The sequence below is a fragment of the Xanthomonas sp. 3793 genome (genome assembly GCF_024806835.1).
GTDB lineage: Bacteria > Pseudomonadota > Gammaproteobacteria > Xanthomonadales > Xanthomonadaceae > Xanthomonas > Xanthomonas arboricola_F.
Window position 1 is genome coordinate 539,289 of the sequence record NZ_JANTYU010000001.1, and the last position, 22,730, is coordinate 562,018.

The 22,730-nt window shown below is 65.9% G+C and carries 15 protein-coding genes and 1 pseudogene; 8 read left to right on the plus strand and 8 right to left on the minus strand.

Annotated features, from left to right (window positions below):
• Nucleotides 1-81 precede the first annotated feature (81 nt).
• Entirely contained in the window at nucleotides 82-1,380 is a 1,299-nt protein-coding gene (locus FHY18_RS02270; RefSeq protein ID WP_259150727.1) for a diguanylate cyclase, read from the plus strand.
• 134 nt (nucleotides 1,381-1,514) lie between these two features.
• Here FHY18_RS02270 and FHY18_RS02275 read toward each other — a convergent pair whose 3' ends face one another.
• Nucleotides 1,515-2,822, minus strand: coding sequence for an MFS transporter (locus FHY18_RS02275; RefSeq protein ID WP_259150729.1), 1,308 nt, complete (start codon nucleotides 2,820-2,822; stop codon nucleotides 1,515-1,517).
• Between the two features lie 664 nt (nucleotides 2,823-3,486).
• On the opposite strand from FHY18_RS02275, the pseudogene FHY18_RS22050 reads away from it, so the two are divergent.
• Nucleotides 3,487-3,679 (plus strand): annotated as a pseudogene (locus FHY18_RS22050) (hypothetical protein).
• Nucleotides 3,680-3,762: 83 nt separating this feature from the next.
• Here FHY18_RS22050 and FHY18_RS02280 read toward each other — a convergent pair.
• Genes FHY18_RS02280 through FHY18_RS02300 form a run of 5 tightly spaced genes read right to left on the minus strand, consistent with a single transcriptional unit; the run spans nucleotide 3,763 to nucleotide 9,107 of the window.
• Nucleotides 3,763-4,041 (minus strand): hypothetical protein, encoded by a 279-nt coding sequence (locus FHY18_RS02280; protein ID WP_259150732.1) that lies wholly within the window; start codon nucleotides 4,039-4,041, stop codon nucleotides 3,763-3,765.
• The gene (locus tag FHY18_RS02285; RefSeq protein ID WP_259150733.1) at nucleotides 4,031-6,379 is read right to left on the minus strand and encodes an FdhF/YdeP family oxidoreductase; all 2,349 of its coding nucleotides are present in this window, start codon (nucleotides 6,377-6,379) and stop codon (nucleotides 4,031-4,033) included. The genes FHY18_RS02280 and FHY18_RS02285 overlap by 11 nt, the downstream gene beginning before the upstream one ends.
• Nucleotides 6,376-7,221, minus strand: coding sequence for a formate dehydrogenase accessory sulfurtransferase FdhD (fdhD, locus tag FHY18_RS02290; RefSeq protein WP_259150735.1), 846 nt, complete (start codon nucleotides 7,219-7,221; stop codon nucleotides 6,376-6,378). Before fdhD ends, FHY18_RS02285 begins: the two co-directional genes overlap by 4 nt.
• Before the next feature lie 6 nt (nucleotides 7,222-7,227).
• A complete protein-coding gene (locus FHY18_RS02295; RefSeq protein WP_259150736.1) occupies nucleotides 7,228-8,907 on the minus strand; it encodes an OFA family MFS transporter in 1,680 nt (559 codons plus the stop codon).
• Complete coding sequence (locus tag FHY18_RS02300) at nucleotides 8,904-9,107, minus strand: hypothetical protein (protein WP_259150740.1); 204 nt, start codon at nucleotides 9,105-9,107, stop codon at nucleotides 8,904-8,906. The genes FHY18_RS02295 and FHY18_RS02300 overlap by 4 nt, the downstream gene beginning before the upstream one ends.
• A gap of 169 nt (nucleotides 9,108-9,276) precedes the next feature.
• On the opposite strand from FHY18_RS02300, the gene FHY18_RS02305 reads away from it, so the two are divergent.
• The 6 genes from FHY18_RS02305 (at nucleotide 9,277) to FHY18_RS02330 (ending at nucleotide 20,996) form a co-directional block, all read left to right on the plus strand.
• Nucleotides 9,277-10,629, plus strand: a complete 1,353-nt coding sequence (locus FHY18_RS02305; RefSeq protein WP_259150741.1) for an aspartate aminotransferase family protein — start codon at nucleotides 9,277-9,279, stop codon at nucleotides 10,627-10,629.
• A 235-nt stretch (nucleotides 10,630-10,864) separates the two neighbouring features.
• Complete coding sequence (locus FHY18_RS02310; RefSeq protein WP_259150742.1) at nucleotides 10,865-11,719, plus strand: plasmid replication/partition related protein; 855 nt, start codon at nucleotides 10,865-10,867, stop codon at nucleotides 11,717-11,719.
• Nucleotides 11,720-12,410: 691 nt separating this feature from the next.
• On the plus strand, nucleotides 12,411-13,715 hold the full coding sequence (locus FHY18_RS02315) for a DUF445 family protein (protein WP_259150744.1): 1,305 nt from the start codon (nucleotides 12,411-12,413) through the stop codon (nucleotides 13,713-13,715).
• A gap of 151 nt (nucleotides 13,716-13,866) precedes the next feature.
• Nucleotides 13,867-17,961, plus strand: a complete 4,095-nt coding sequence (locus FHY18_RS02320) for a CHASE domain-containing protein (RefSeq protein WP_259150745.1) — start codon at nucleotides 13,867-13,869, stop codon at nucleotides 17,959-17,961.
• 34 nt (nucleotides 17,962-17,995) lie between these two features.
• Nucleotides 17,996-18,988: an HD domain-containing phosphohydrolase gene (locus tag FHY18_RS02325; protein ID WP_259150746.1), complete on the plus strand. Its 993-nt coding sequence runs from the start codon at nucleotides 17,996-17,998 to the stop codon at nucleotides 18,986-18,988.
• 571 nt (nucleotides 18,989-19,559) lie between these two features.
• A complete protein-coding gene (locus FHY18_RS02330; protein ID WP_259150747.1) occupies nucleotides 19,560-20,996 on the plus strand; it encodes a DHA2 family efflux MFS transporter permease subunit in 1,437 nt (478 codons plus the stop codon).
• Between the two features lie 185 nt (nucleotides 20,997-21,181).
• Here FHY18_RS02330 and FHY18_RS02335 read toward each other — a convergent pair whose 3' ends face one another.
• Nucleotides 21,182-21,604 (minus strand): hypothetical protein, encoded by a 423-nt coding sequence (locus FHY18_RS02335; protein WP_259150748.1) that lies wholly within the window; start codon nucleotides 21,602-21,604, stop codon nucleotides 21,182-21,184.
• Nucleotides 21,601-22,587 (minus strand): MDR family oxidoreductase, encoded by a 987-nt coding sequence (locus tag FHY18_RS02340; RefSeq protein ID WP_259150749.1) that lies wholly within the window; start codon nucleotides 22,585-22,587, stop codon nucleotides 21,601-21,603. Before FHY18_RS02340 ends, FHY18_RS02335 begins: the two co-directional genes overlap by 4 nt.
• Nucleotides 22,588-22,730 lie beyond the last annotated feature (143 nt).

The window sequence follows — 22,730 nt, forward strand, 5'->3', positions numbered from 1 at the left end:
TCGCAAGCTGCGACGAAGCGCTCAAGTTTTGACGAGCAGAGCCGTTAGCTGATCTGACGGTTCGATCCACACGGCCAGCCGATGTCCCCAGGTACCCTACATCGCAATAGTGAGAGCGCAGTCCTGCCGCAACGCGTGTTGCTGGTGGAGAACTCGCGCACGTTCACCAGCATGCTGCGCGAAGCCATCGAGCAACGTGTGGAACTGCCGGTCACGGTCGTATCGACCCTGGCCGAAGCCGCACGCGTGCTCGACGAAGAAGACGGTTGGTTCCTGGTCCTGACCGGCCTGGTGCTGGTCGACGGCGACCGCGACAAGGTGGTGGAGTTCTTCCTCTCGCGCAACCTGCCGACCGTGGTGGTCAGCGGCGTGTACGACGAGGATCTGCGCCAGCGCGTGCTGCAGCAGCAGATCATCGACTACGTGCTCAAAAACGCACCGGGCAGCATCGAATATCTGGCCTGGCTGGTGCAGCGCCTTGAACGTAATCGCCGCATCGGCGCGCTGGTGGTGGACGATTCCTTGTCTGCTCGTACGTATGCCGCCGCCCTGCTGTCGATGTACGGCTACCGCGTGGTGCTGGCCGCCGACGGCGCCGCCGGCCTGGAAGCGATCGAACGCGACCCCGGCATCCGCCTGACCATCGTCGACCAGGAAATGCCGGGCATGGAAGGCGTGGAATTCACCCGCCGGTTGCGGGCGCTGCGCTCGCGCGACAAGGTTGCGGTGATCGGCATTTCCGGCAACAGCGACTCGTCGTTGATTCCGCGCTTCCTGAAGAACGGCGCCAACGACTTCCTGCGCAAGCCGTTCTCGCGTGAAGAATTCTTCTGCCGCGTCTCGCAGAACGTGGACCAGCTGGAATTGATCGGTACGCTGCAGGACCTGGCCACCCGCGATTTCCTCACCGGCCTGCCCAATCGGCGTTATTTCCTGGAACAGAGCCAGCGGGTGATCCCGCAGTTGCTGTCGCAGGACCAGACGGTGACCGCGGCCATGCTGGACATCGACCACTTCAAGCACATCAACGACACCTGGGGCCACGAAGCCGGCGACCAGGCGTTGCGCGCGGTGGCCGCATCGGTGTCGGGGCATGCCCGCCCGCAGGACCTGGTGGCGCGTTTCGGTGGCGAAGAATTCTGCCTGCTGGTGCCGGGGCTGGATGCAGCCAATGCCACCAGCTACTTCGAAGCCCTGCGCGAAAGCATCAGTGCGCTACGTGTGCGCATCGGCGACGACACGCTGAGCATGACGGTGAGCATCGGCGTGTGCATCGCGACCGAAGGCGACCAGTCGCTGCACCACCTGTTGAACGAAGCCGACAAATATCTGTACCTGGCCAAGGCCGGCGGACGCAACCAGGTGCGCCTGGCGAGCTGAGCGCCGCACGCCCGCACCAACAAGGCCGCTGGCCTGGACGCAGGTCAAAGTGCGTCTTATCCAGCACCGCAGGAGCGCAGCGGGGCGCGACCAGGCGTTAGCGATCACCCACCATCTCAGGCCGACACCCGCGCTTACCGCAATCGCGTATCGAAGAGCATCGAGCGACGCGAACGCCGCGCCACCATCAGCGCGAGCAGGCTCAGCACCGCGGCTGCGCCAAGGTAGTAACCCACCGCCTGCACCCCGTAGCGTCCCGCCAATTGCGTGGCCACGTACGGCGCCGGTGCCGCGCCCAGGATGCTGGCCAGATTGAAGGACAACGACGCGCCGGTGTAGCGCACCTCGGTGGGATACAACTCCGCCAGCAAGGTGCCGCAGGGACCATAGGTCAGCCCCATGAAGAAGAAGCCCAGCCCAAGGAAGGCCAACACCTGCAATGGGTGATGGGCCTGGAACAACGGCGCAAACGCCAGCCCGAACGCAATGATGGCGACGCTGGCCAGCATCATCGCCAACGGTGCGCCGTGCCGATCGCCGAACCTGGCCGACAGCGGGATGCCCAGCGCAAAGAACACGATACCGGCCATCTGCAGCAGCAGGAATTGTTCCTTGTCGTAGCCCAGCGTCTTTGTGCCATAGCCCAACGCGAACACGGTCATCAGATAGAACAGCACGAAGGTGGCGAACGCGCCCAACGTGCCAATGATCAACGCCGGCCAGTGCTGCGAGATCACGGTACCCAGCGGCAGCCGCACGCGCGTCTTGCGATCCAGGGCTTGTTGAAAGTCCGGCGTTTCGGTGATGCTCAGGCGTACCCACAGGCCGGTGATCACCAACAGGGCGCTGGCCAGAAACGGCACCCGCCACCCCCATTGCATGAAGGCCGCATCGTCCAGCAGCGCGCCCATCCCCAGGAAGGTGCCGGTGGACAGCAGAAAGCCCAACGGCGCACCCAGCTGCGGAAACATGCCGTACCACACGCGCTTGCCCGGCGGTGCGTTCTCGGTGGCGAGCAACACCGCTCCGCCCCACTCGCCGCCCAGGCCCAACCCCTGACCGAACCGGCACAGCGCCAGCAGCAGCGGAGCCCAGACCCCGATCTGCGCATAGCCGGGCAACAGACCAATGGCGACCGTGGACAGGCCCATGGTCAACAGCGCCGCCACCAAGGTGGCCTTGCGGCCTACCCGATCGCCGAAGTGGCCGAAGACGGCCGAGCCCACCGGACGCGCGATGAAGGCCACCGCAAAGGTTGCCAGCGACTGCAGCATCGCCGCACTGCCGTCGCCGGCAGGAAAGAACAAGGTCGGGAACACCAGCACCGCAGCGGTGGCATAGATGTAGAAATCGAAGAACTCGATGGTGGTGCCGATCAGGCTGGCGAACAGCACGCGCGCGGGTGAATTGATGGGTGTGGCGAGCGGCGCGGCGGCAGTCATCGTTGATCGGCATCCAGACAAGACAAGACGGCCGATTCTGGCAGATCACAGCAGTGGTTTGCGCAGGCCAACCTGCCTGCAAAAAGTTACAGACGTGACCGCTTGTTTTGTCGACAGCAAGGCAATGAGATCTCGGTTGTCTTGGGGGTAATCGGAGTGCGGATAGATCACTTGCGAAGCGGATGGTCTGCGACCTGGCTGCAGGGTCCTCGTCTGCCGCCCACCATCGCGGGACCCGCCGCACGTAAGGGGCGTTTATACAAAGCAGATAGGTCACTTGTAGAGCCGATGATCTGCGGTTTGGCTGCAGGGCCCTTGCCCGCCCACCATCGCAGGACACGCTGCAAGTACGTCCTTGTAAGCTCTTACGCGGCATCCATGCCGCGTAAGGTCCCGCGACGGTGGGCGGGCAAGGACCAGTCGAGAGGGTCGGTGTGCATGGTTTCAGTAAACAGCCAGCAAACTGTCTGGCGCGGTGTCCTCACCGATTGCGGGACCGTTGGCGGCATGGATGCCGCCATCGAGCCTCCACGGACGGATTCACGGCGTGTCCCGCAAGCGGTGAGGGCATCGCGCCCTCGACGCTGTGAGTTTGCTGCAGGGCCTTCACCCGTCCACCATCGCGGGACACGCTGCAAGTACGTCCCTGTAGCTCTTACGCGGCATCTATGCCGCGTAAGGTCCCGCGACGGTGGGCGGGCAAGAGCTGGTCAAGATGGTCGGTATGCATGGCTTTCAACAAAACAGCCAGCAAACTGTCTGGTGCGGTGTCCTCGCCGCTTGCGGGACCGTTGGCGGCATGGATGCCGCCATCGAGCCTCCACGGACGGATTCACGGCGTGTCCCGCAAGCGGTGAGGGCACCGCGCCTTCGACTGACCAAGCTTTCAACCCTAGCCGCCAACGATCCCACGATGGTGGCTGGGCAACCAGCACATTGCTCAGTCGACGTTTGGCGCGTGCGCCGTCCCGCGCTGCACATGCGCTGCCAACCCAGCGGGCGTCAACACTGCAAATTGCCGCTCATTGCGGTCTTCCACCCGAATCCAGCCCGGACCGGGCTGCCCATCCAGACTGGCACTGCCCAGCCATGCCAGTGTTCGCAACAGCACGCTCATGCGCACGCCTAGCTGTTTGCACAGCCGCGCCAGCGACACGCCGTCGGGCGTGTCAGCCAGCGCGGTGAGCAACTGTGCTGTGAGCTGTGGATCAGCGGACAAGCACCGCTCCGATATCGCGCGGCGCCGCATCGGCAGTCTCGGCGCGATGCGGCAGCACGATCACCGGAATCGACTTGGAGGTGGGCGTGCGCGCTTCGTCGGCGAAGCTGGACAGCGGCACCAACGCGTTGGTTTCCGGGTAGTACGCCGCCAGGCAGCCACGCGGGATGTTGTAGTCTACCAGCAGGAAACGCCTCGCCTCGCGGCGTACGCCGTCCTCGCACAGGCTTTCCAGGTCCACCCAGTCGCCGGCCGTCATGTTCAACGCGGCAATGTCGGCGCCGTTGATGAACAGTACGCGGCGCTCGCCAAAGACGCCGCGGTAGCGATCGTCCAGCCCGTAGATGGTGGTGTTGTATTGGTCGTGCGAGCGCGTGGTGGCCAACGTGAAAACCATCTGATCGCCACGCGAACGCCGCGCACGATGGATCGGGTTGTCGGTGGGCACTGCGTGCGATTTGAACACCGCACGCTGTTCGGGCGTGATCCAGTTGCGGTCGCGCGCGGTGTTGGACAGGCGGAAACCGCCCGGCGTGCGCACACGCTGGTTGAAGTCGGCAAAGTCCGGGAACACCTGCGCGATGAGGTCGCGGATGCGGTCGTAGTCGCCCACCAGCCAGCGCCAGCGGATCGCACTGCGCGCCCCTAGGGTGGCTTCGGCCATGCGCGCCACGATCGCCGGCTCGGACAGCAGGTCCGGCGAGGCCGGCGGATTGATGCCGGCCGACAGGTGCACCATGCTCATCGAGTCTTCCACCGTCACGCCCTGCGAGCCGGCGTCCTGGATATCGATTTCGGTACGCCCCAGGCACGGCAGGATCAGCGCATCGCGTCCATGTACCAGGTGGCTGCGATTGAGCTTGGTGGTGACGTGGACGGTGAGCTCGCAGTTACGCAGCGCACGATGCGTGGCATCGGTATCCGGCGTGGCGGCGGCAAAGTTGCCGCCCATCGCAAAGAACACCTTGCCGCGCCCGTCCAGCATCGCTTCGATCGCGCCAACGGTATCGAAGCCGTCTTCGCGTGGCGGCGCAAAGCCGAACACCGACTGCAGCTTGTCCAGGAATGCGGCCGGCGGTTTTTCGTAAATCATCATCGTGCGGTCGCCCTGCACGTTGCTGTGCCCGCGCACCGGGCACACGCCTGCGCCGGGACGGCCCAGGTGGCCGCGCAGCAGCAGCAGGTTGGTGATCATGTGGATGGTGGCCACCGAGTGCTTGTGCTGGGTGATGCCCATGCCCCAGCAGGCGATCACGCGCTCGGCCTTCAGATAGATCTCGCCGGCCTTGCGCAGCGCCGCCTCGTCCAGACCGGACTCTTCGACGATGGTGCTCCAGCTTTCCGCATGCACATCGGCAGCGAATGCCTCGAAATTGGCAGTGTGCTCGGCGATGAAATCCAGATCCAGCAGACGCGGCGTGCCGTCGCGCTGGGCCTGCGCATCGCGCTCCAGCACATGCTTGATGATGCCCTTCAATGCCGCCAGGTCGCCGCCGATCTTGAGCTGGAAATAATCCGAGGCGATGCGGGTGGAGCCGTTGTGCAGCATCTCCAGCTTGTCCTGCGGGTCGGCGAACTTCTCCAGCCCGCGCTCGCGCAGCGGATTGAACGCCGCAATCGCCGCGCCGCGCTTGGAGGCCTGGCGCAATTCGCCGAGCATGCGCGGGTGATTGGTGCCGGGATTCTGGCCGAAGATGAAGATGGCGTCGGCCAGTTCGAAATCGTGCAGCGACACCGTGCCCTTGCCCACGCCGATCTGCGACCGCAGCGCGGTGCCGGACGGTTCGTGGCACATGTTGGAGCAGTCCGGGAAGTTGTTGGTGCCGAATTCGCGCACGAACAATTGATACAAAAACGCCGCTTCGTTGCTGGTACGCCCGGAGGTGTAGAAGATCGCCTCATCCGGCGTCGCCAGGCCGTTGAGATGGCCGGCGATCTGCGCAAACGCGTCGTCCCAGCTCACCGGCACGTAGTGGTCGGTGGCGGCGTCGTAGCGCATCGGCTGGGTCAGCCGGCCCTGCCCTTCCAGCCAATAGTCGCTGTACTGCGACAACAGGCTGACGCTGTGCGAGGCGAACAGTTCCGGCCCGGCCCGGCGCGCGGTGGATTCGGCGGCCACGGCCTTGGCGCCGTTTTCGCAGAACTCGAAGGTGGAGGTATGGTCGCGGTCCGGCCAGGCGCAGCCCGGGCAATCGAAGCCGTCCGGCTGGTTGGCGTGCAGCAGCGTCTTGGCGCCCTGCACCGCGATGTCCTGTTCCATCAGGTGCTTGGCCACCGAGCGCAATGCGCCCCAGCCGCCCGCGGGATTGTCGTACTGCTTGATGGTTTTCTTGCTCATGCGGGCTCTCCCACGGCAACGCCCAGATCCAGGCGTTGTGGATGGCTGTAAACGACACAATCGTGATTGCGGGCAAACCCGATCAGGGTCAGTCCCGCGCTGTCGGCCAGGCTGATCGCCAGCGCGGTCGGCGCGGAAATCGCTGCCAGCAGCGGAATCCGGGCCTGCGCGGCTTTCATGGCCATTTCGTAACTGGCGCGGCTGGTGACCACCGCAAACCCTTGCGATGCATCGATGCGCGCGCGCGCCAATGCACCGATCAATTTGTCCAGGGCGTTGTGGCGCCCGACGTCTTCGCGCACGAGCTGCACCACCCCATGCGCATCGGCCCAGCCGGCCGCATGCACCGCGCCGGTCTGCGCGGCAATCGGCTGCTGCGCATGCAACGCGTCCAGCGCACGCGCCAATGCATCGGCATCGATCTGCAGCGTCGACTGCAGCCGCGGCGGCACGCGCAGCACCGCCTCGATCGATTCGTTGCCGCACACGCCGCAACCGCTGCGTCCATCCAGGTTGCGCCGCCGCTGATCCAACGCGGCCGCGCGCTCGGGCGGGATTTCGATCTGCAACGAAGCGCCTTCCAGAAAGGTTTCCACCGCGACCACGCGCAGGTCCTGCGCATGGTTAACGATGCCCTCGCTCAATGAGAAGCCGAGCGCGAAATCCTCCAGGTCCTCCGGCGTGGCCATCATCACCGCGAACGGCACCTGGTTATAGATCAGGGCAACCGGCATTTCGGCCGCCACCATGTCCTGCACCGTGGCACCGCGACCGCCACGGTGGCGGACCACCGTGCGCACCACACTACCGGGGCGCACTGCGCGGGAAGACGGACTGGTCATCTCACCTCAATGGAACAGCACGAAGGCTTTCTGCAGCGTCACCCAGATACCGAACGCCATCGGGATGCCGACCACCAGCCAAGCGAACGCGACCAGCGCGGGATTGCCGCCATGCCCGATGCGCGCCATCTGTTCCGGCGGCAGCACCGCATGCCCGCTGCGGTCGACCTTCTCGTGCGCCAGCTGCTTTTCGCGTGCCAGTTCTTCCGGCGTCATGAAATGACGCGCGGCCACCGGGCGCACCAACAGATTGCAGATCAGGCCGAGCACGAGCATGCCGGCGAGGATGTACATGGTGGTGTTGTAGACCTGTGACGGCGGGCTGCCGTGCGCCAGCTGGTACTCGCGCATGTACCCCACTACCACCGGGCCCAGGATGCCGGCGGTGGCCCAGGCGGTCAGCAGACGGCCATGGATGGCGCCCACCATCTGGGTGCCGAACAGGTCGGCCAGATACGCCGGAATGGTGGCGAAGCCGCCGCCATACATCGACAGGATGATGCAGAAGATGCCCACGAACAGCGCAATGCCGCCCACGCCACCGGCCGACGGCGCCGCCGCATACAGGCAGATGCCCAGCACGAAGAACAGCGTATAGGTGTTCTTGCGGCCGAGCTTGTCGGACATGCTGGCCCAGAAGAAACGTCCGCCGATGTTGAACAGGCTGAGCAGGCCGGTGAAGCCGGCCGCGATCGCCGCGATGCTGGCCAGCTGGGTCGGATCCAGGCTGCCGAAGCCGATATCCACGCCGATCAGGCGGCCGCCGAACACTTCCTGCAGCATCGGCGAGGACATGCCGATCACGCCGATACCGGCCGAGACGTTCAGGCACAGCACGCCCCACAACAGCCAGAACTGCGGGATGCCCCAGACCTTTTTCACGTGCACGTGATTGGCGGTGATCATGGCGTTGTTGCTGGCTACCGGCGCGGTCCAGCCGGCGGGCGTCCAGCCGCTCGGCGGCACGCGGTAACCGAAGGCGCCGGCCATCATGAACACGAAATACAGCGCAGCCATCACCAGGAAGGTTTCCATCACGCCCACCGAGGTCGGCGTGGCGAAGTGGCGCATCAGCGCATCGGCCAGCGGGCTGCCGATCATCGCGCCACCACCGAAGCCCATGATGGCCATGCCGGTCGCCATGCCGCGGCGGTCCGGGAACCATTTGATCAGGGTGGACACCGGCGAGATGTAGCCCAGGCCCAGACCGATGCCGCCGATCACGCCCGAGCCCAGCCACAGCATCCAGATCTGATGGAAGTGGATGCCGGCTGCCGAGATCACCAGCCCGCCGCACCAGCACAGCGCCGAGACCACGCCGGCCTTGCGCGGACCGGCGCGTTCCAGCCAGCCGCCCCAGATCGCCGCCGAACAGCCCAGCAGCACGAAGAACAGCGTGTACATCCACTGCAGCTCGCTGATCTTCCAGTCGCAGGTGGTCGCCACCATGCGCGCGAACAGGCCCATGTCGGCCGGACACGCGATCGACTCGGTGATGCCCAGCGCCTTGGACAACGGCAGCCAGAACACACTGAAGCCATAGGCCATGCCGATGCACAGGTGGATCGCCAATGCAGCCGGCGGCACCAGCCAACGATTGAACCCCGGACGCGCAACGATGCGCTCCTTGGACAGCAGACCGGCGTCAGCGCCGCTGGCTGTCGCCACGGTGGACCCTTGCGTCATTCCCATTTCCCCAAATAAAAGTGCGATGAACTGCGATGAATACGATTGACGGCTGCGATGGAGTGGCGTGCTGCGATCAGGCCGGCGACAACAATCAGCCCCGACAGGCGCCGGTCTGGCGCATCATCGGCGATCCTCGCGTCATTGCAATGCTCGGCATCGCCTCGCAGCGTTCCATCGCGCTGCCACAGCCGCGCCACGCAAGCCTTCCTTGACGTTAGCGGCAGGCCTTGCGACTAATTGACTAGTTCTTATGGACTAGATCGCGCGCCCCGCCCGGCCCGGCTGGTGCGGTGCCGCGGTCGGCCAGGGTGACCGGCACCGCACAGGCTGCCGTAGAGTCGTGCCATTCCCGTCACGGAGCCCGCGATGCACGACCACCCTTCGCACGATACCGCCGGCGCGCTGGCGGCGACGTCGCAGCTGGATGCATTCTGGATGCCGTTCACCGCCAACCGCCAGTTCAAGGCGCGCCCTCGCCTGCTCGCCTCGGCCGCGGGCATGCATTACCGCGATGTCGACGGCCGGCAGATCCTGGATGGCACCGCCGGCCTGTGGTGCTGCAATGCCGGACATGCGCGCGAGCGCATCGTGGCGGCGATTCGCGCACAGGCCGGTACGCTGGATTTCGCCCCGACCTTCCAGATGGGCTCCCCGCTACCGTTCGAACTGGCGCAACGCCTGGTCGCCATCGCACCGCCCGGCCTGGGCCATGTGTTCTTCACCAACTCCGGCTCGGAGGCGGTCGATAGCGCGATGAAGATCGTGCTGGCCTACCACCGCCTGCGCGGCGAAGGCCAGCGCACCCGTTTCATCGGCCGCGAGAAGGCGTACCACGGGGTCGGCTTCGGCGGCATGTCGATCGGCGGGCTGCCCAACAACCGTAAGTGGTTCGGCCCGCTGCTGGCCGGCACCGACCATCTGCGCCACACCCTGGACCTGCAGCGCAACGCCTACAGTCGGGGGCTGCCGGCGCACGGCGCTGAGCTGGCCGACGACCTGGAGCGGCTGATCACCCTGCACGACGCCTCCACCATCGCCGCGGTGTTCGTCGAACCGGTGTCCGGCTCGGCCGGGGTGATCCTGCCGCCGGAGGGCTACCTGCAACGGCTGCGCGCCATCTGCGACCGCCACGGCATCATCCTGGTGTTCGACGAGGTGATCACCGGCTTCGGCCGCGTGGGCGAGGCGTTTGCCGCGCAGCGCTTCGGCGTCACGCCCGACATCATCACCGCCGCCAAAGGGCTGACCAGCGGCACGGTGCCGATGGGCGCGGTGCTGGTGGCCGATGCGATCCATGACGCCTTCATGCACGGGCCGCAAAACGCCATCGAGTTGTTTCATGGCTATACCTACTCCGGCCATCCGCTGGCCTGCGCGGCCGCGATTGCGACCCTGGACACCTATGCCGAGGAAGGGTTGTTTTCGCGTGCGATCACGCTGGGCCCGCAGTGGGAAGACGCGCTGCACAGCTTGCGCGGGCTGCCGCACGTGATCGATATCCGCAATATCGGCCTGATCGGTGCGATCGAGCTGGCGCCACGCGACGGCGCGCCCGGGGCACGCGGCTATGAGGTCTTCGAGCGCTGCTTCCACGACGGCGGCCTGCTGGTGCGCGTCACCGGCGATGTGATCGCACTGTCGCCACCGTTGATCGTCACCGCCGAGCAGATCGGGCAGATGGTCGAGACCCTGGCCGGCATCCTGCGCCAGGTGGACTAGTGCGGCGGCCGGCAGGAGTGCGCTGCAGCCGGTGACAGGCGGTCACTGATCGAGGCCGCATGGCCGCGTCGCACTGCTCACGGCACACGCGCCGATTTGCTGGCCAGCCCCACCGCGGCGCGTCGAGGCCGCGCCCGACGTCGCTCGCGTGTCACGGCGCGGGTACCACGTCAAGCGCGCAAAGCCGGAGCAGGCTCTCTACAATGCCGGCCCCGCACTCCCCCGCAGTTGCCCCATGAACCTCGTTGTCAAAGAAGAACTCAAGGCCTACATCGACCCGCTGACCCCCGACGAGCACGAGGCGCTGGAGCGCAGCCTGCTGGCCGAAGGCTGTCGCGATGCCTTGGTGTTGTGGGGCGATGTACTGGTGGACGGCCACAACCGCTACGGCATCTGTCAAAAGCACGGGCTGCCGTTCCAGACCGTGCAGAACCCGCGCTTTACCTCGATGCAGGACGTGCACCTGTGGATGATCGAACAGCATCTTGGCCGGCGCAGCGTGTCGGACTTCCAGCGCGGCGTACTGGCGCTGCGCAAGCGCGAGATCCTGGCCGCACGCCAGCGCAGCCAGCGCGACGCCGATGCCGCCGCCGAAGCGCCGGTGGTGGACGCCGAACAAGCCGACACCGGCCTGGACGACAGCGCGGCCCGTGTGGCCGACGACACCGACAGCCCACCGTGGGAGGAAACCTCCACCCCGGTGAGCCGCGCCGAGCTGGCACGCGAAGCGCGCCTGAGCAGCAACCAGGTGGTGATGATCGAGCGCATCCACAAACAGGCCGCACCGGAAGTGGTGCAGGCAGTGAAGGCCGGCGAGATCTCGATCAGCGCCGCGGCCGCCGTGGCCACCTTGTCGGAAGACGAACAGCGCGCTGCCGCGCAGGCCGGCAAGGCCGAACTCAAGCAGGCCGCCAAGCGCGTGCGCGATGCCAAGCGCAAGCCCAAGCCGGACGAGGTCGAAGGCGGCGAAGCCGAGCGCCGCGACGTCAAGGCCTTGCAGCGCCGCGTCACCGAACTGGAAAACGAAAACGCCGCGTTGCAGGCCAAGGTAACGGCATTGCAGGCGCAGCTGGAGCGCCTGCGCGGCTGAGCGCGCGCCCACCGGCCAACCGCATCCCGTAGGAGCGCACCTGGGCGCGACAGGCCATCCCGATAAAGCCCCTCGCGCCCAGGTGCGCTCCTACAACGGCAAGAGTCTCGTGGTCGCTCCGTTGCAAACGCAGCTATTACATCGGCGCAGCTGAGCACACCCCCGCCCGCCAACCGCATCCCGTAGGAGCGCACCTGGGCGCGACAGGCAGTCCCGATAAAGCCCCTCGCGCCCGGGTGCGCTCCTACAACGGCAAGAGTCTCGTGGTCGCTCCGTTGCAAGCGCAGCTATAACATCTGTGCGGCTGAGCGCCCCCGCCCGCCAATCGCATCCTGTAGGAGCGCACCTGGGCGCGAGGGGCAGTCCCGATAAAGCCCCTCGCGCCCGGGTGCGCTCCTACAACGGCAAGAGTCTCGTGGTCGTTCCGTTGCAAGCGCAGCGATTACATCTGTGCGGCTGAGCGCCCCCGCCCGCCAATCGCATCCCGTAGGAGCGCACCTGGGCGCGAGGGGCAGTCCCGATAAAGCCCCTCGCGCCCGGGTGCGCTCCTACAAAGGCAACAGATACCTGCTCGCCCCGTTGCGAGCGCAGCTGGAGCACAGGCACGGGATGCTCGGCCACCACCAACCGCGTGCGACCGCGCCATCTGCCGTGGACATGCCTTGGTCAAACGACTGGGTACACTTCGCGGATGGAACCCAGCCTCAGCGCTCCGCGCCCCATCGATCCCCGTCGCGCCCAGCTGCAGCGCATGAAGCTGCTGGCGGTGGCCTTGCTGCTGGCGATGTTCGCCGGCTTCGTCGTCAGTCACCTGATGGGCGAGCAAGGCATCTGGGCGTGGGTGTCGGCCTTCTGCGAAGCGGCCACCGTCGGCGCATTGGCCGACTGGTTTGCGGTGGTGGCGCTGTTTCGCCGCCCGATGGGGCTGCCGATCCCGCACACCGCCATCCTGCCGCGCGGCAAGGAACGATTGGCCGACGGGTTGGCGGTATTCGTGCGCGACCAGTTCCTCGCCCCGGCTGCGTTGATGGAAAAACTGCGCGTGTTCGACCCCGCCACCCGCCTCGGCGAATGGCTGGCCAAGCCCGAGCAGGCGCGCATGCTCGCGCAGATGGCGCGCGGCTGGATGTTGCAGGCGCTGGAGCTGCTGGACGAAGCCGCGGTACGCCGCGCCATCCAGCGCTTCGTGGTCGATCGCCTGCGTAAATGGAATGCCGCCGCCACTGTCGGCGATGTGCTGGCTTTGCTGACCACCGACGGGCGCCATCAGAAGTTGCTGGACGAAGTGCTGCTGCGGCTGGGCGAATGGCTGGACCAGGAACAGGTCAAGACGCGCGCGTCTGCATTGATCGTGCGGTATGCGCGCCGCGAGTGGCCCAAGCTGGTCGGCACGGTGAACTGGGTCAAGCCGATCGAGGAGATCGGCGACAGCCTGGCCGACCGCATGGCGCGTGCGGCCATCGAAGAACTGCAGGACATCCTCAAAACGCCCGAGCATCCAATCAGGCTCGACTACGAAGCGTGGTTGCAAGGCTACATCGCGCGCCTGCGCGACGAGCCGGACATGGCTGCGCGCGTCGAAGAACTCAAGCAACGTGCGATCGAACATCCCGCGCTGCAGGAATACGTGCAGGGCCTGTGGGGCGAGATCCGCGATGCGCTGCGCAACGATCTGGCACGTGAGGACTCGTCGATGGCCGCGCACATGGAGCGCTCCATGCAATCGCTCGGCCAGGCCTTGGCGCAGGATCCGTCGCTGCGTGACGCACTCAACCAGCATATGCTGCAGGCAGCCGACAAACTCACCACGCGCCTGCGTGCATCGGTGACCGACCATATTGCATCGACAGTGAAAAGTTGGGACGAACGTCACCTCGTCGAACAATTGGAATTGGGTGTGGGACGCGATCTGCAATACATTCGCTTCAATGGGACCTTGGTCGGTGGATTGATCGGCCTTGCCCTTCACGCATTATCGATCTGGCTGTCGTTCTGATGCATTGAGATGACGTTGATCGCCCAACAGGCCGGCATGCAGCGACTGGGGACACTGCACGCAGCAGGATGATCGTCAGGCGGTACCACGAGGTCGACGTTGCCGTCGGCCAGCACACTGGGCACGCAACAGGCAAGGCGAAGGAACGAAAATGCCGAATGGCCGCTGGGATCTGCGCAGGAAATACGGGCGCCGCGCCTTTATCAGCGCACTGGTGATCCTTACCGCAGGTTTGATCGCCGCCATCGTGACCGGTGTCTGGCTGCAGCGGCATAACGAGCTCGAGCGCGAGCAACGCTTCCAGTATGTCGTGCGTGCCCTGGCGCGTAACATCAGCGAACGCATGTACACCTTCGAGCACGGCTTGCGCGGCGCCCGCGGCGCGGTGATCGGTGCCGGCAGCGGGGTGATCAGTCGAGAACGCTTCACCCTGTACAGCCGTTCGCGCGATTACGCACGCGAGTTTCCCGGCGTACTGGGCTATGGCTATATCCATCGGGTTGCGCCTGCCGATGAAGAGGCGTTTCTGCAGACCGCGCGAGCCGACGGTGCGCCGGATATCCATCGCCGCGTGCTGGCACCGTGGGATGGGGAGCGCTACATCGTGCTGTACTTCGAACCGGAGTCCTCGGGCAACCGTCCCATCGGCCTGGACATCGCGTCAGAACCCCGCCGCCGCGCCGCCGCATTGCAGGCCGCGCGCAGCGGCGAGCCGATCATGACCTCGCCGATCTCGCTGTCGGGCTATCGCGTTCCCACCGAGAGCGGGTTTCTGGTGGTATTGCCGGTGTATCGCGAAGGCATGCCGTTGCAAACGCCGCAGCAGCGCATGGCCGCCACCAACGGCTGGGTGTACGCGCCTTTCAGCGTCGAGCAGATGGTGCAAAGCGCGCTGGGCGAACGCGACGACGTAGCGCTGGACCTGTCCGACCGCAACGAGCCCACGCATAACTTCTACCGCAGCGGCACCCCGGCCGCCGCCAGCGCGCGCTGGCGGCCGGTGGTGCAACAGTTGCCCATCTATGGGCGCACCTGGATCATCACCGCCCACCCCACGGCCAGCTTTGTGGCATCGCTCAATCAGACCTCGCCGTGGCTGGTGGGCAGCCTGGTCATGGCAGCGTCCGCCTTGTTTGCCGCGTTGCTGGGGCTGTACTTCAGCAACGGGCTGCGCCGCGAAGAAGTCTTGCGCAAGCAGATGGAGCTGGCCGCACTGGTCAGCCACTCCAGCGAAGCCATCGTGGCCGAAACCCCGGATGGCCGCATCACGCACTGGAATCCGGCCGCGGAAGCGATGTTCGGTTACACCGCCGAGGATGCGATCGACCAGGACCTGACCCTGCTGCTGTCGCCGCAACCGTATGCGATGCCGCGCATCGACCACGCCGATGAAGCGTTCCCGGCCAATCCCTCGGCTGCGCAGAGCATGCGGCACCGCGATGGTCATCACGTGCATGTGCTGGCGAGCAAGGCGCCGATCATTGAACCGGATGGCACGCTCAGCGGGCACTCGCATTTTTTCCGCGACATTTCCGAGCGGGTGCGCTCGCATCAACGCATCCTCGACCTCAATGCCTCGCTCGAACATCAGGTGGCCGAGCGCACCAGCGAACTGGTGAAGTTCTCGGTCCTGCAGCGCGCGATCCTGGCGCATGCCGGGTACGCCATCATCGCCACCGATTCCAGCGGTTTTGTCACGCTGTTCAATCGCGCCGCAGAAAAGCTGCTCGGCTATCACGCAGAGGACGTGATCGGCCGGCGCAAGGCCAGCCAGTTCGTCGAACCGGAAGAACTGCAGGAACGCGCGCACCTGCTGTCCGAGCAGACCGGGGTGCCGGTGGCGCACACGCTGGAAGCGGTGGCCGCCCTCACCAGCCTGGGCCGCAGCGACACCAGCGAATGGACCTATGTCGGTCACGACGGTCGCCGCCTGCCGGTGCTGCTGACCTTGAGCACGCTGCGCGACGACAACGATCAGGTGATCGGTTACCTCGGTGTTGCGGTGGATCTCACCGAGCAGAAGATGCACGAACAACAGCTGCGTCTGGCGATGGATGCGGCCAAGAGCGCCAATCAGTCCAAGTCCGATTTCCTGGCCAACATGAGCCACGAAATCCGCACGCCGATGAACGCCATCCTGGGCATGCTGTACCTGCTTCAACGCAGCGAGCTGCCTGGCGCGGCGCAGGACATGGTTACCAAGATCGACCGCTCCGCACGTACGTTGCTGGAAATCATCAACGACATCCTGGACTTTTCCAAGATCGAGGCCGGGCGCATCGACCTGGAACGCGCACCGTTCGATCTCAATCAGTTGTTCGACAACATCGCCGACTTGATGCGCTCCTCGCTCAGCGCCAAACCGGTGGAGATGATCGTCGAGCCGTTGCCGCGCGACAGCCGCTGGCTATTGGGCGATGCGCTGCGGATCAACCAGGTGCTGGTCAATCTGGTCGGCAACGCGATCAAGTTCACCGAGCAGGGCGAAGTGGTGCTGTCGGTGCGACGCTTCCCCAGCGGCGATCCGAACAAGGTCAAGCTGCTGTTCTCGGTGCGCGACACCGGCATCGGCATTTCAAAGGAAAAGCAGAGCCTGATCTTCTCGCCGTTTCTGCAGGCCGACACCTCTACCAGCCGGCGCTATGGCGGCAGCGGGCTGGGGCTGACCATCAGCCGACGCCTGATCGAACTGATGGGCGGCGAGCTGGAAGTGGAAAGCGTGCCCGGCCGCGGCAGCGAGTTCTATTTCGTGGTGACCCTGGAAAAGGCCGCGCCACCCAAGACGCAGCAGGACCTGCCTGCGCTGCCGCCGGAAGCGATGCCGCGCGTGCTGATCGCCGACGACCACGATGCCGCGCTCAGCAATCTGGTGCGCATCACCACCGACCTGGGCTGGCGCGTGGACGCAGTGGCCAGCGGCCAGGCCGCGCTGCAGGCGATCGAACAGGCCAGCGAGCCGTACGACATCTTCCTGCTCGACTGGCGCATGCCCGACATCGACGGTGTGGCGATCGCACGTGAAATCCGCGCACGTGCCGCCCCTGGCCCGCATCCGGTGATCGTGATGGTCACCGCCTACGAGCGGCGGTTGCTGGAGCAGCATCCCGAACAACAGGATCTGGACGCGGTGATGACCAAGCCGGTGACCAGCGCCGCACTGCATCGCCTGGTGGAGCAATTGGTCGACGAGCGCCCGGGCGCGCGCCCGGTCACGCCTACCTTCGTGAGCCGACGGCTCGAAGGCACGCACCTGTTGCTGGTCGACGACAGCGAGATCAACTGCGAAGTGGCGCAGCGCATTCTCGAAGGCGAAGGCGCCATGGTCACCGTCGCCCACGATGGCGAGCAGGCGGTCAGCACGCTCAAGCGCGCGCCGGATCTGTTCCATCTGGTGTTGATGGATGTGCAGATGCCGGTGGTGGATGGCTACGAAGCCACCCGGCGGCTACGGCAGATCCCTGCCCTGGCCAGCCTGCCGGTGATCGCGCTGACCGCCGGCGCATTCCGCCCGCAGCAGGAAAAAGCGCTGGAGGCAGGCATGAACGGTTTCATCGCCAAGCCGTTCAACGTCGAGGAACTGGTCACCGCCATTCGTCACTTCATGCATCCCGGGATCAAGCGCATTCCCTCGCTGCCGCACGAAACCGACCTGGCCAACGGTCCCGAGTGGCAGCACGACGACCCCGAGCTGCTGGACGCTGCGCGCGCGCGCAGCCTGTGGCGCGAGCGCGAGCCGTATGCGCGTTACCTGAGCAAGCTGCTGCGCGACAATCCGGACCCGGCCGAGGTCGCGGCCGAGCACCTGCGCCGCAACGAGTTGTCGGCCATCGGCGCAATGGCGCACAAGTTGCGCGGTGCGGCGGGGTCGCTGGCGCTGCCGGCGCTGGCCGGGGCGGCAAGCGACCTGGAAACGCGCATCGAAGACGGTCACGACATCAGCGCGTCGCTGATCGCGCTCAAGGACGTCATGCGCCGCACCGCCGAGGCGATTGGCGCCTTTCTGCAACACGACCAAGCCACTGCAGCAGCCAACGAAGACGATGTCGCACTGGACGCCAGCAGCCTGCAGATCCTGGAGGCCGCCCTGTCCACCGACGACGCCGACAAGATCGACCAGGCGCTGCTGACGTGTGCGCCGCACCTGCCACCGACGTTGCAGGAAGAACTGCAACGCGCCGTGGAAGATTTCGACTTCCGCCGTGCCCAGGCCACCCTGCACGACTGGCAGGCCACCCACCCACGCTGACGGCGATCTCGCGTGCCGTCGGCAAGGACTTCCCATGCCGTCCCGTCCCCTGCTGTGTGTCGACGACGAATCCAGCAACCTGGCGACCCTGCGCCAGCTGTTGCGTGACGACTTCCCGCTGGTGTTCGCCAAGACCGGCGGCGAAGCGCTGGATGCGGTGGCGCGGCATGCGCCTGCGTTGATCCTGCTGGACGTCGAGCTACCGGACATGGATGGCTACGCGGTGGCACGCACGCTCAAGCAACATCCCTCCAGCAATGCCATCCCGATCCTGTTCGTGACCTCGCGCAACAGCGAACACGACGAGCGTGCCGGGCTGGACGCCGGCGCGGCCGATTACGTCAGCAAGCCATACTCGCCGGCCCTGCTCAAGGCACGCATCAACACCCAGCTCAGGCTGGCCGAAAATGCGCGCCTGGCACAGCAATACCGCGATGCGATCCATCTGCTGGGCACTGCAGGCCAGGGTCAGGACGCTGACACCGGCGCGCATATCTGGCGCATGGCGGTGTATGCACGCGTGCTGGCCGAAGCCGCCGGCTGGTCGCCGCAACAGGCGCAGACACTGCAGGATGCCGCACCGCTGCACGACGCCGGCAAGATCGCCGTGCCCGGCAGCATCCTGCACAAGCCTGACGCACTGGACGAACACGAACGCTCGGTGGTGCGGCAGCACCCGCAGGCCGGGCACGACCTGCTGCGGCACGGCCGTGGACCGGTTTTCCAGCTAGCCGCCGAAATCGCGCTGCATCACCACGAATGCTGGGACGGCAGCGGCTACCCCAGCGGCCTGGCCGGCGAGGCAATTCCGGAATCGGCCCGCATCATCGCAGTGGCCGATGTCTTCGACGCACTGTGCGGACGGCGCGCATACAAGGCGCCGTGGACGGTAGAAGACGCAATGCGCAAGCTCGAAAGCATGTCGGGCAAGCAACTGGAACCGCGCCTGGTGCAGCACTTCCGCAATGCCCTGCCACGCATCCTGGAGATCAAGGACGCCTGGGACAGCCGGAGCGCGCAGCGCTGATCCAGCGCTTCAAGCTGCATATTGCGTGGTCCGTAGTACTTGCTGCTTTGTACTTGCTGCTTGCTGCTTGCTGCTTGTTACATGGTGCAAGATGCTGGGCGGTGAGTGCTCGCGAGCGAGCCACGATCGGCATGCACATCACTCCCCTTCTCCCAGCGGGAGAAGGTGGCGCGTAGCGCCGGATGAGGGTACGACGCAACCATCGTCCCCCTCGTCCCCCGACATCGCCCTCACGCAATACGGTCGCTTCGCCGTACACGCTGCCGCACGACCGCCCGAACGCTGGCAGCTCCATTCGGCTGAGAACAGGACCGAGGCGACAAAGAGCCAGCGATCCAGCGCGCTTCATCAAGCCCTTGAAGACCGACCCACCGCGCCTACGCCACTCAGCGGCTCGCCCACCAGCCAGCGGGCAACCGCGCTCTCAAACGCACGCAGCGTTGCCGACACGCGCTTGAACCACGCGCCACACCGGCGGACAATGCATATGTTGCGCCGCACAACACCGTGCGACGCGGGCCGATCCAGCGCTGTCAGGTGCCATGGACACGGCCCGGCAACCGAGAGTCCGATGTCTTCCAGCGTGTCCGAGGCCGGCGTGACGCCGCCGCGTTATCCCGATTACCGCATCATTTCGCTGATCCTGGCGTGCGCCATCTTCATGGAGCAGATGGACGCCACGGTGCTGGCGACCGCGCTGCCGACGTTGGCGCGTGACTTCGGCGTGGCCGCGCCGGCGATGAGCATCGCCATGACCAGCTATCTGCTGGCGCTGGCGGTGCTGATCCCGGCCAGCGGCGCCATCGCCGACCGCTTCGGCCTGCGCCGCGTGTTCGGCGCCTCGATCTGGGTGTTCGTGGGTGGCTCGATCCTGTGTTCGCTGGCCGACAGCCTGCCCACCATGGTGGCCGCACGCGTGCTGCAAGGCGCCGGCGGCGCGATGATGGCCCCGCTGGGACGGCTGATCCTGCTGCGCACCGTGCAGCGCCGCCATCTGGTGTCGGCGATGGCCTGGACGCTCGTCCCCGCCTTCATCGGCCCGATGCTGGGCCCGCCGCTGGGCGGCTTTTTCGTGTCGTATCTGGATTGGCGCTGGATCTTCTACATCAACGTGCCGATCGGCATTGCCGGCTTTTTGCTGGTACGCCGTTTCATCCCGGAAATTCCCACCGAAACCGCGCCGGCACGTTTCGACCTGCGTGGTTTCGTGCTGTGCGGCACGGCGCTGGGCTGCCTGCTGTTCGGCCTGGAAATGGTCAGCCAGCAGGACGGCATCGGCATGGCAAGCTGGTTGCTGGCCATCGGCGCCGCCGCGTCCGTGGGTTATCTGTGGCATGCGCGTCACCACCCGGCGCCGCTGCTGGATCTGACCCTGCTGCGCATCGATTCATTCCGGCTGTCGGTGATCGGCGGTGCGCTGATGCGCATCACCCAGGGCGCGCACCCGTTCCTGCTGCCGTTGCTGTTCCAGATCAGCTTCGGGTTCAGCGCCGCACACAGCGGGCGGCTGATTCTGGCCACCGCACTCGGCGCGTTGCTGATGCGCAGCGTCACTCCGCAATTGCTGCGCCGGTTCGGCTACCGCAACAGCCTGATCGGCAACGGCATCCTGGCCAGCCTGGGGTACATGGTGTGTGCGCTGTTCCGGCCCGACTGGCCGCCGGCGCTGATGTTCGGCCTGCTGCTGTGCTGCGGCGCCTTCATGTCGCTCCAGTTCGCCGCCTACAACACCATCGCCTATGAAAACGTACCCGCATCGCGCATGAGCCGCGCCAGCAGCCTGTACACCACCTTGCAGCAGCTGATGCTCTCGGTCGGCGTGTGCGCCGGCGCGATGATCCTCAAGCTGGCGATGCTGGCCGGCGATCACACCCAACCGGCGCAACGCGATTTTTCGCTCGCGTTCTGCGTGGTCAGCCTGATTTCGCTCAGCGCCACCTGGTGGCATGTGCGCTTCGACAAGAACGCCGGGCAGGAAATGAGCGGACACCGGGCTTCGCGTGGCTGACACAGCTGTTGCGTAAACGGCGGGCTGCAGTGCCGTCAGCCGGCCTTCGCGTGTCCTCCGCAGCTGCTGCACTCCGCCAGCATCCTGGATTGCCAGGTGCCCAGCACCGTGGGTCAGCCACCCATGGCACCTGCGCATGCCCATCGATTGCATGACGGTACCCACCGGGTGCCGTCATGCCTCGATCAACGCGCGTGGTTGGCGCGTCGCTGCGCCGCTTCGGCACGCGTCACCAGCAAAAACGCCAGCGGAAACGCGATTTCGATGGCAACCGCCGGGAAGATACCGGCGTTGACATGCCCGGCCGCCCATTCCGACACGCCCAACACTGCCAGCAACAGGCACGCGGTGGCAAAGCCGGCAATCACCGCGCTGCGCCCCGGCGATGGCGGCGCAGCGCGTACAAGCAACAGCATCACGCCGATGGCCGCATACATCGGCGCGGCGCGTCGGCCGACCACGCCCAGCGCATCGCTGTCGAAGGCGACGCCCCAGTTGGCGAGCATGCTTGCAGGCGCCAGCAGCCAGGCCGCGCCCAATGCAAAAAACAACAGTGCCGACAGCGTGGCCAGGTAGCGGAATGCACGCGATGCAGTTGGCGCGCTCATGCGTTCACATCCACGACCGTGCGCCCCTGCACCTTGCCGTCCAGCAGCTGGGCGGCAGTCTGCGCGACCTCTGCCAGAGCGATGGTCGTGGTGGTCAATGCCAGCTTGCCCAGCTCCAGGTCGTGCGCCAGACGCGACCACGCCTGCAGGCGTACCGCCTGCGGCGCGTTGACCGAATCGATGCCGGCCAGCGTGACGTTGCGCAGGATGAAAGGCAGCACCGAGGCCGGCAATTGAACGCCTTGTGCCATGCCGAACGAGGTCACCACGCCGCGGTACTGCGTCTGCGCAAGCGCATTGGCCAGCGTGTGGCTGCCCACCCCATCCACCACGCCTGCCCAGCGCTCCTTGCTGATCGGCGCGCCGGGTTCGGACAGAGTGCTGCGGTCGATGACCTCGGCAACGCCCAGGCTGTGCAGATATGCGGCCTGTTCCGGCCGGCCGGTGGAAGCGACCACGCGATACCCCAACCCTGCCAGCAAGGCGATGGCCACCGAACCGGCGCCGCCATTTGCGCCGGTGACCAGGATGTCGCCGCGTTCGGGCGTCAGCCCGCCGTGCTCCAGCGCCATCACCGCCAGCATGGCGGTATAGCCGGCCGTGCCGATCGCCATCGCATCGTGGGTGGAGAACGCCGCTGGAATCTTGATCAGCCAGTCGCCGGGCAGCCGCGCCTTTTGCGCATAGCCGCCGTGATGGGTCTGGCTCAGGCCCCAACCATTGACCAGTACCCGGTCTCCCGTCGCAATCCCGGGGTAGCTGGACGCTTCGACCACACCGGCAAGATCGATACCGGGAATCAGCGGAAAGCGGCGAATGATCGGGCCACGTCCGGTGACCGCCAAGGCATCCTTGTAGTTGACGGTCGAGTACTCGACGGCGATCGTCACCTCGCCTGGCATGAGGTCGTCGTCGTCGAACTGCACGCGCTTGGTCACGACGATGTCGTTGGTTTGCGTGGCGAGCAATGCAGTGAAGGTCATTGTCTTCTCCTGTCTGGATGGAGGCCGCCGATCACGGCGCCCCTGATTGCGGTGAGTGACCGGTTGGCGTCGCGCCGCGGCTGAGTGAGATGGCTGTGCGGTGCGGAATCCAGCGGCGATTGCAGTGCAAGGCTTCTTGAGTT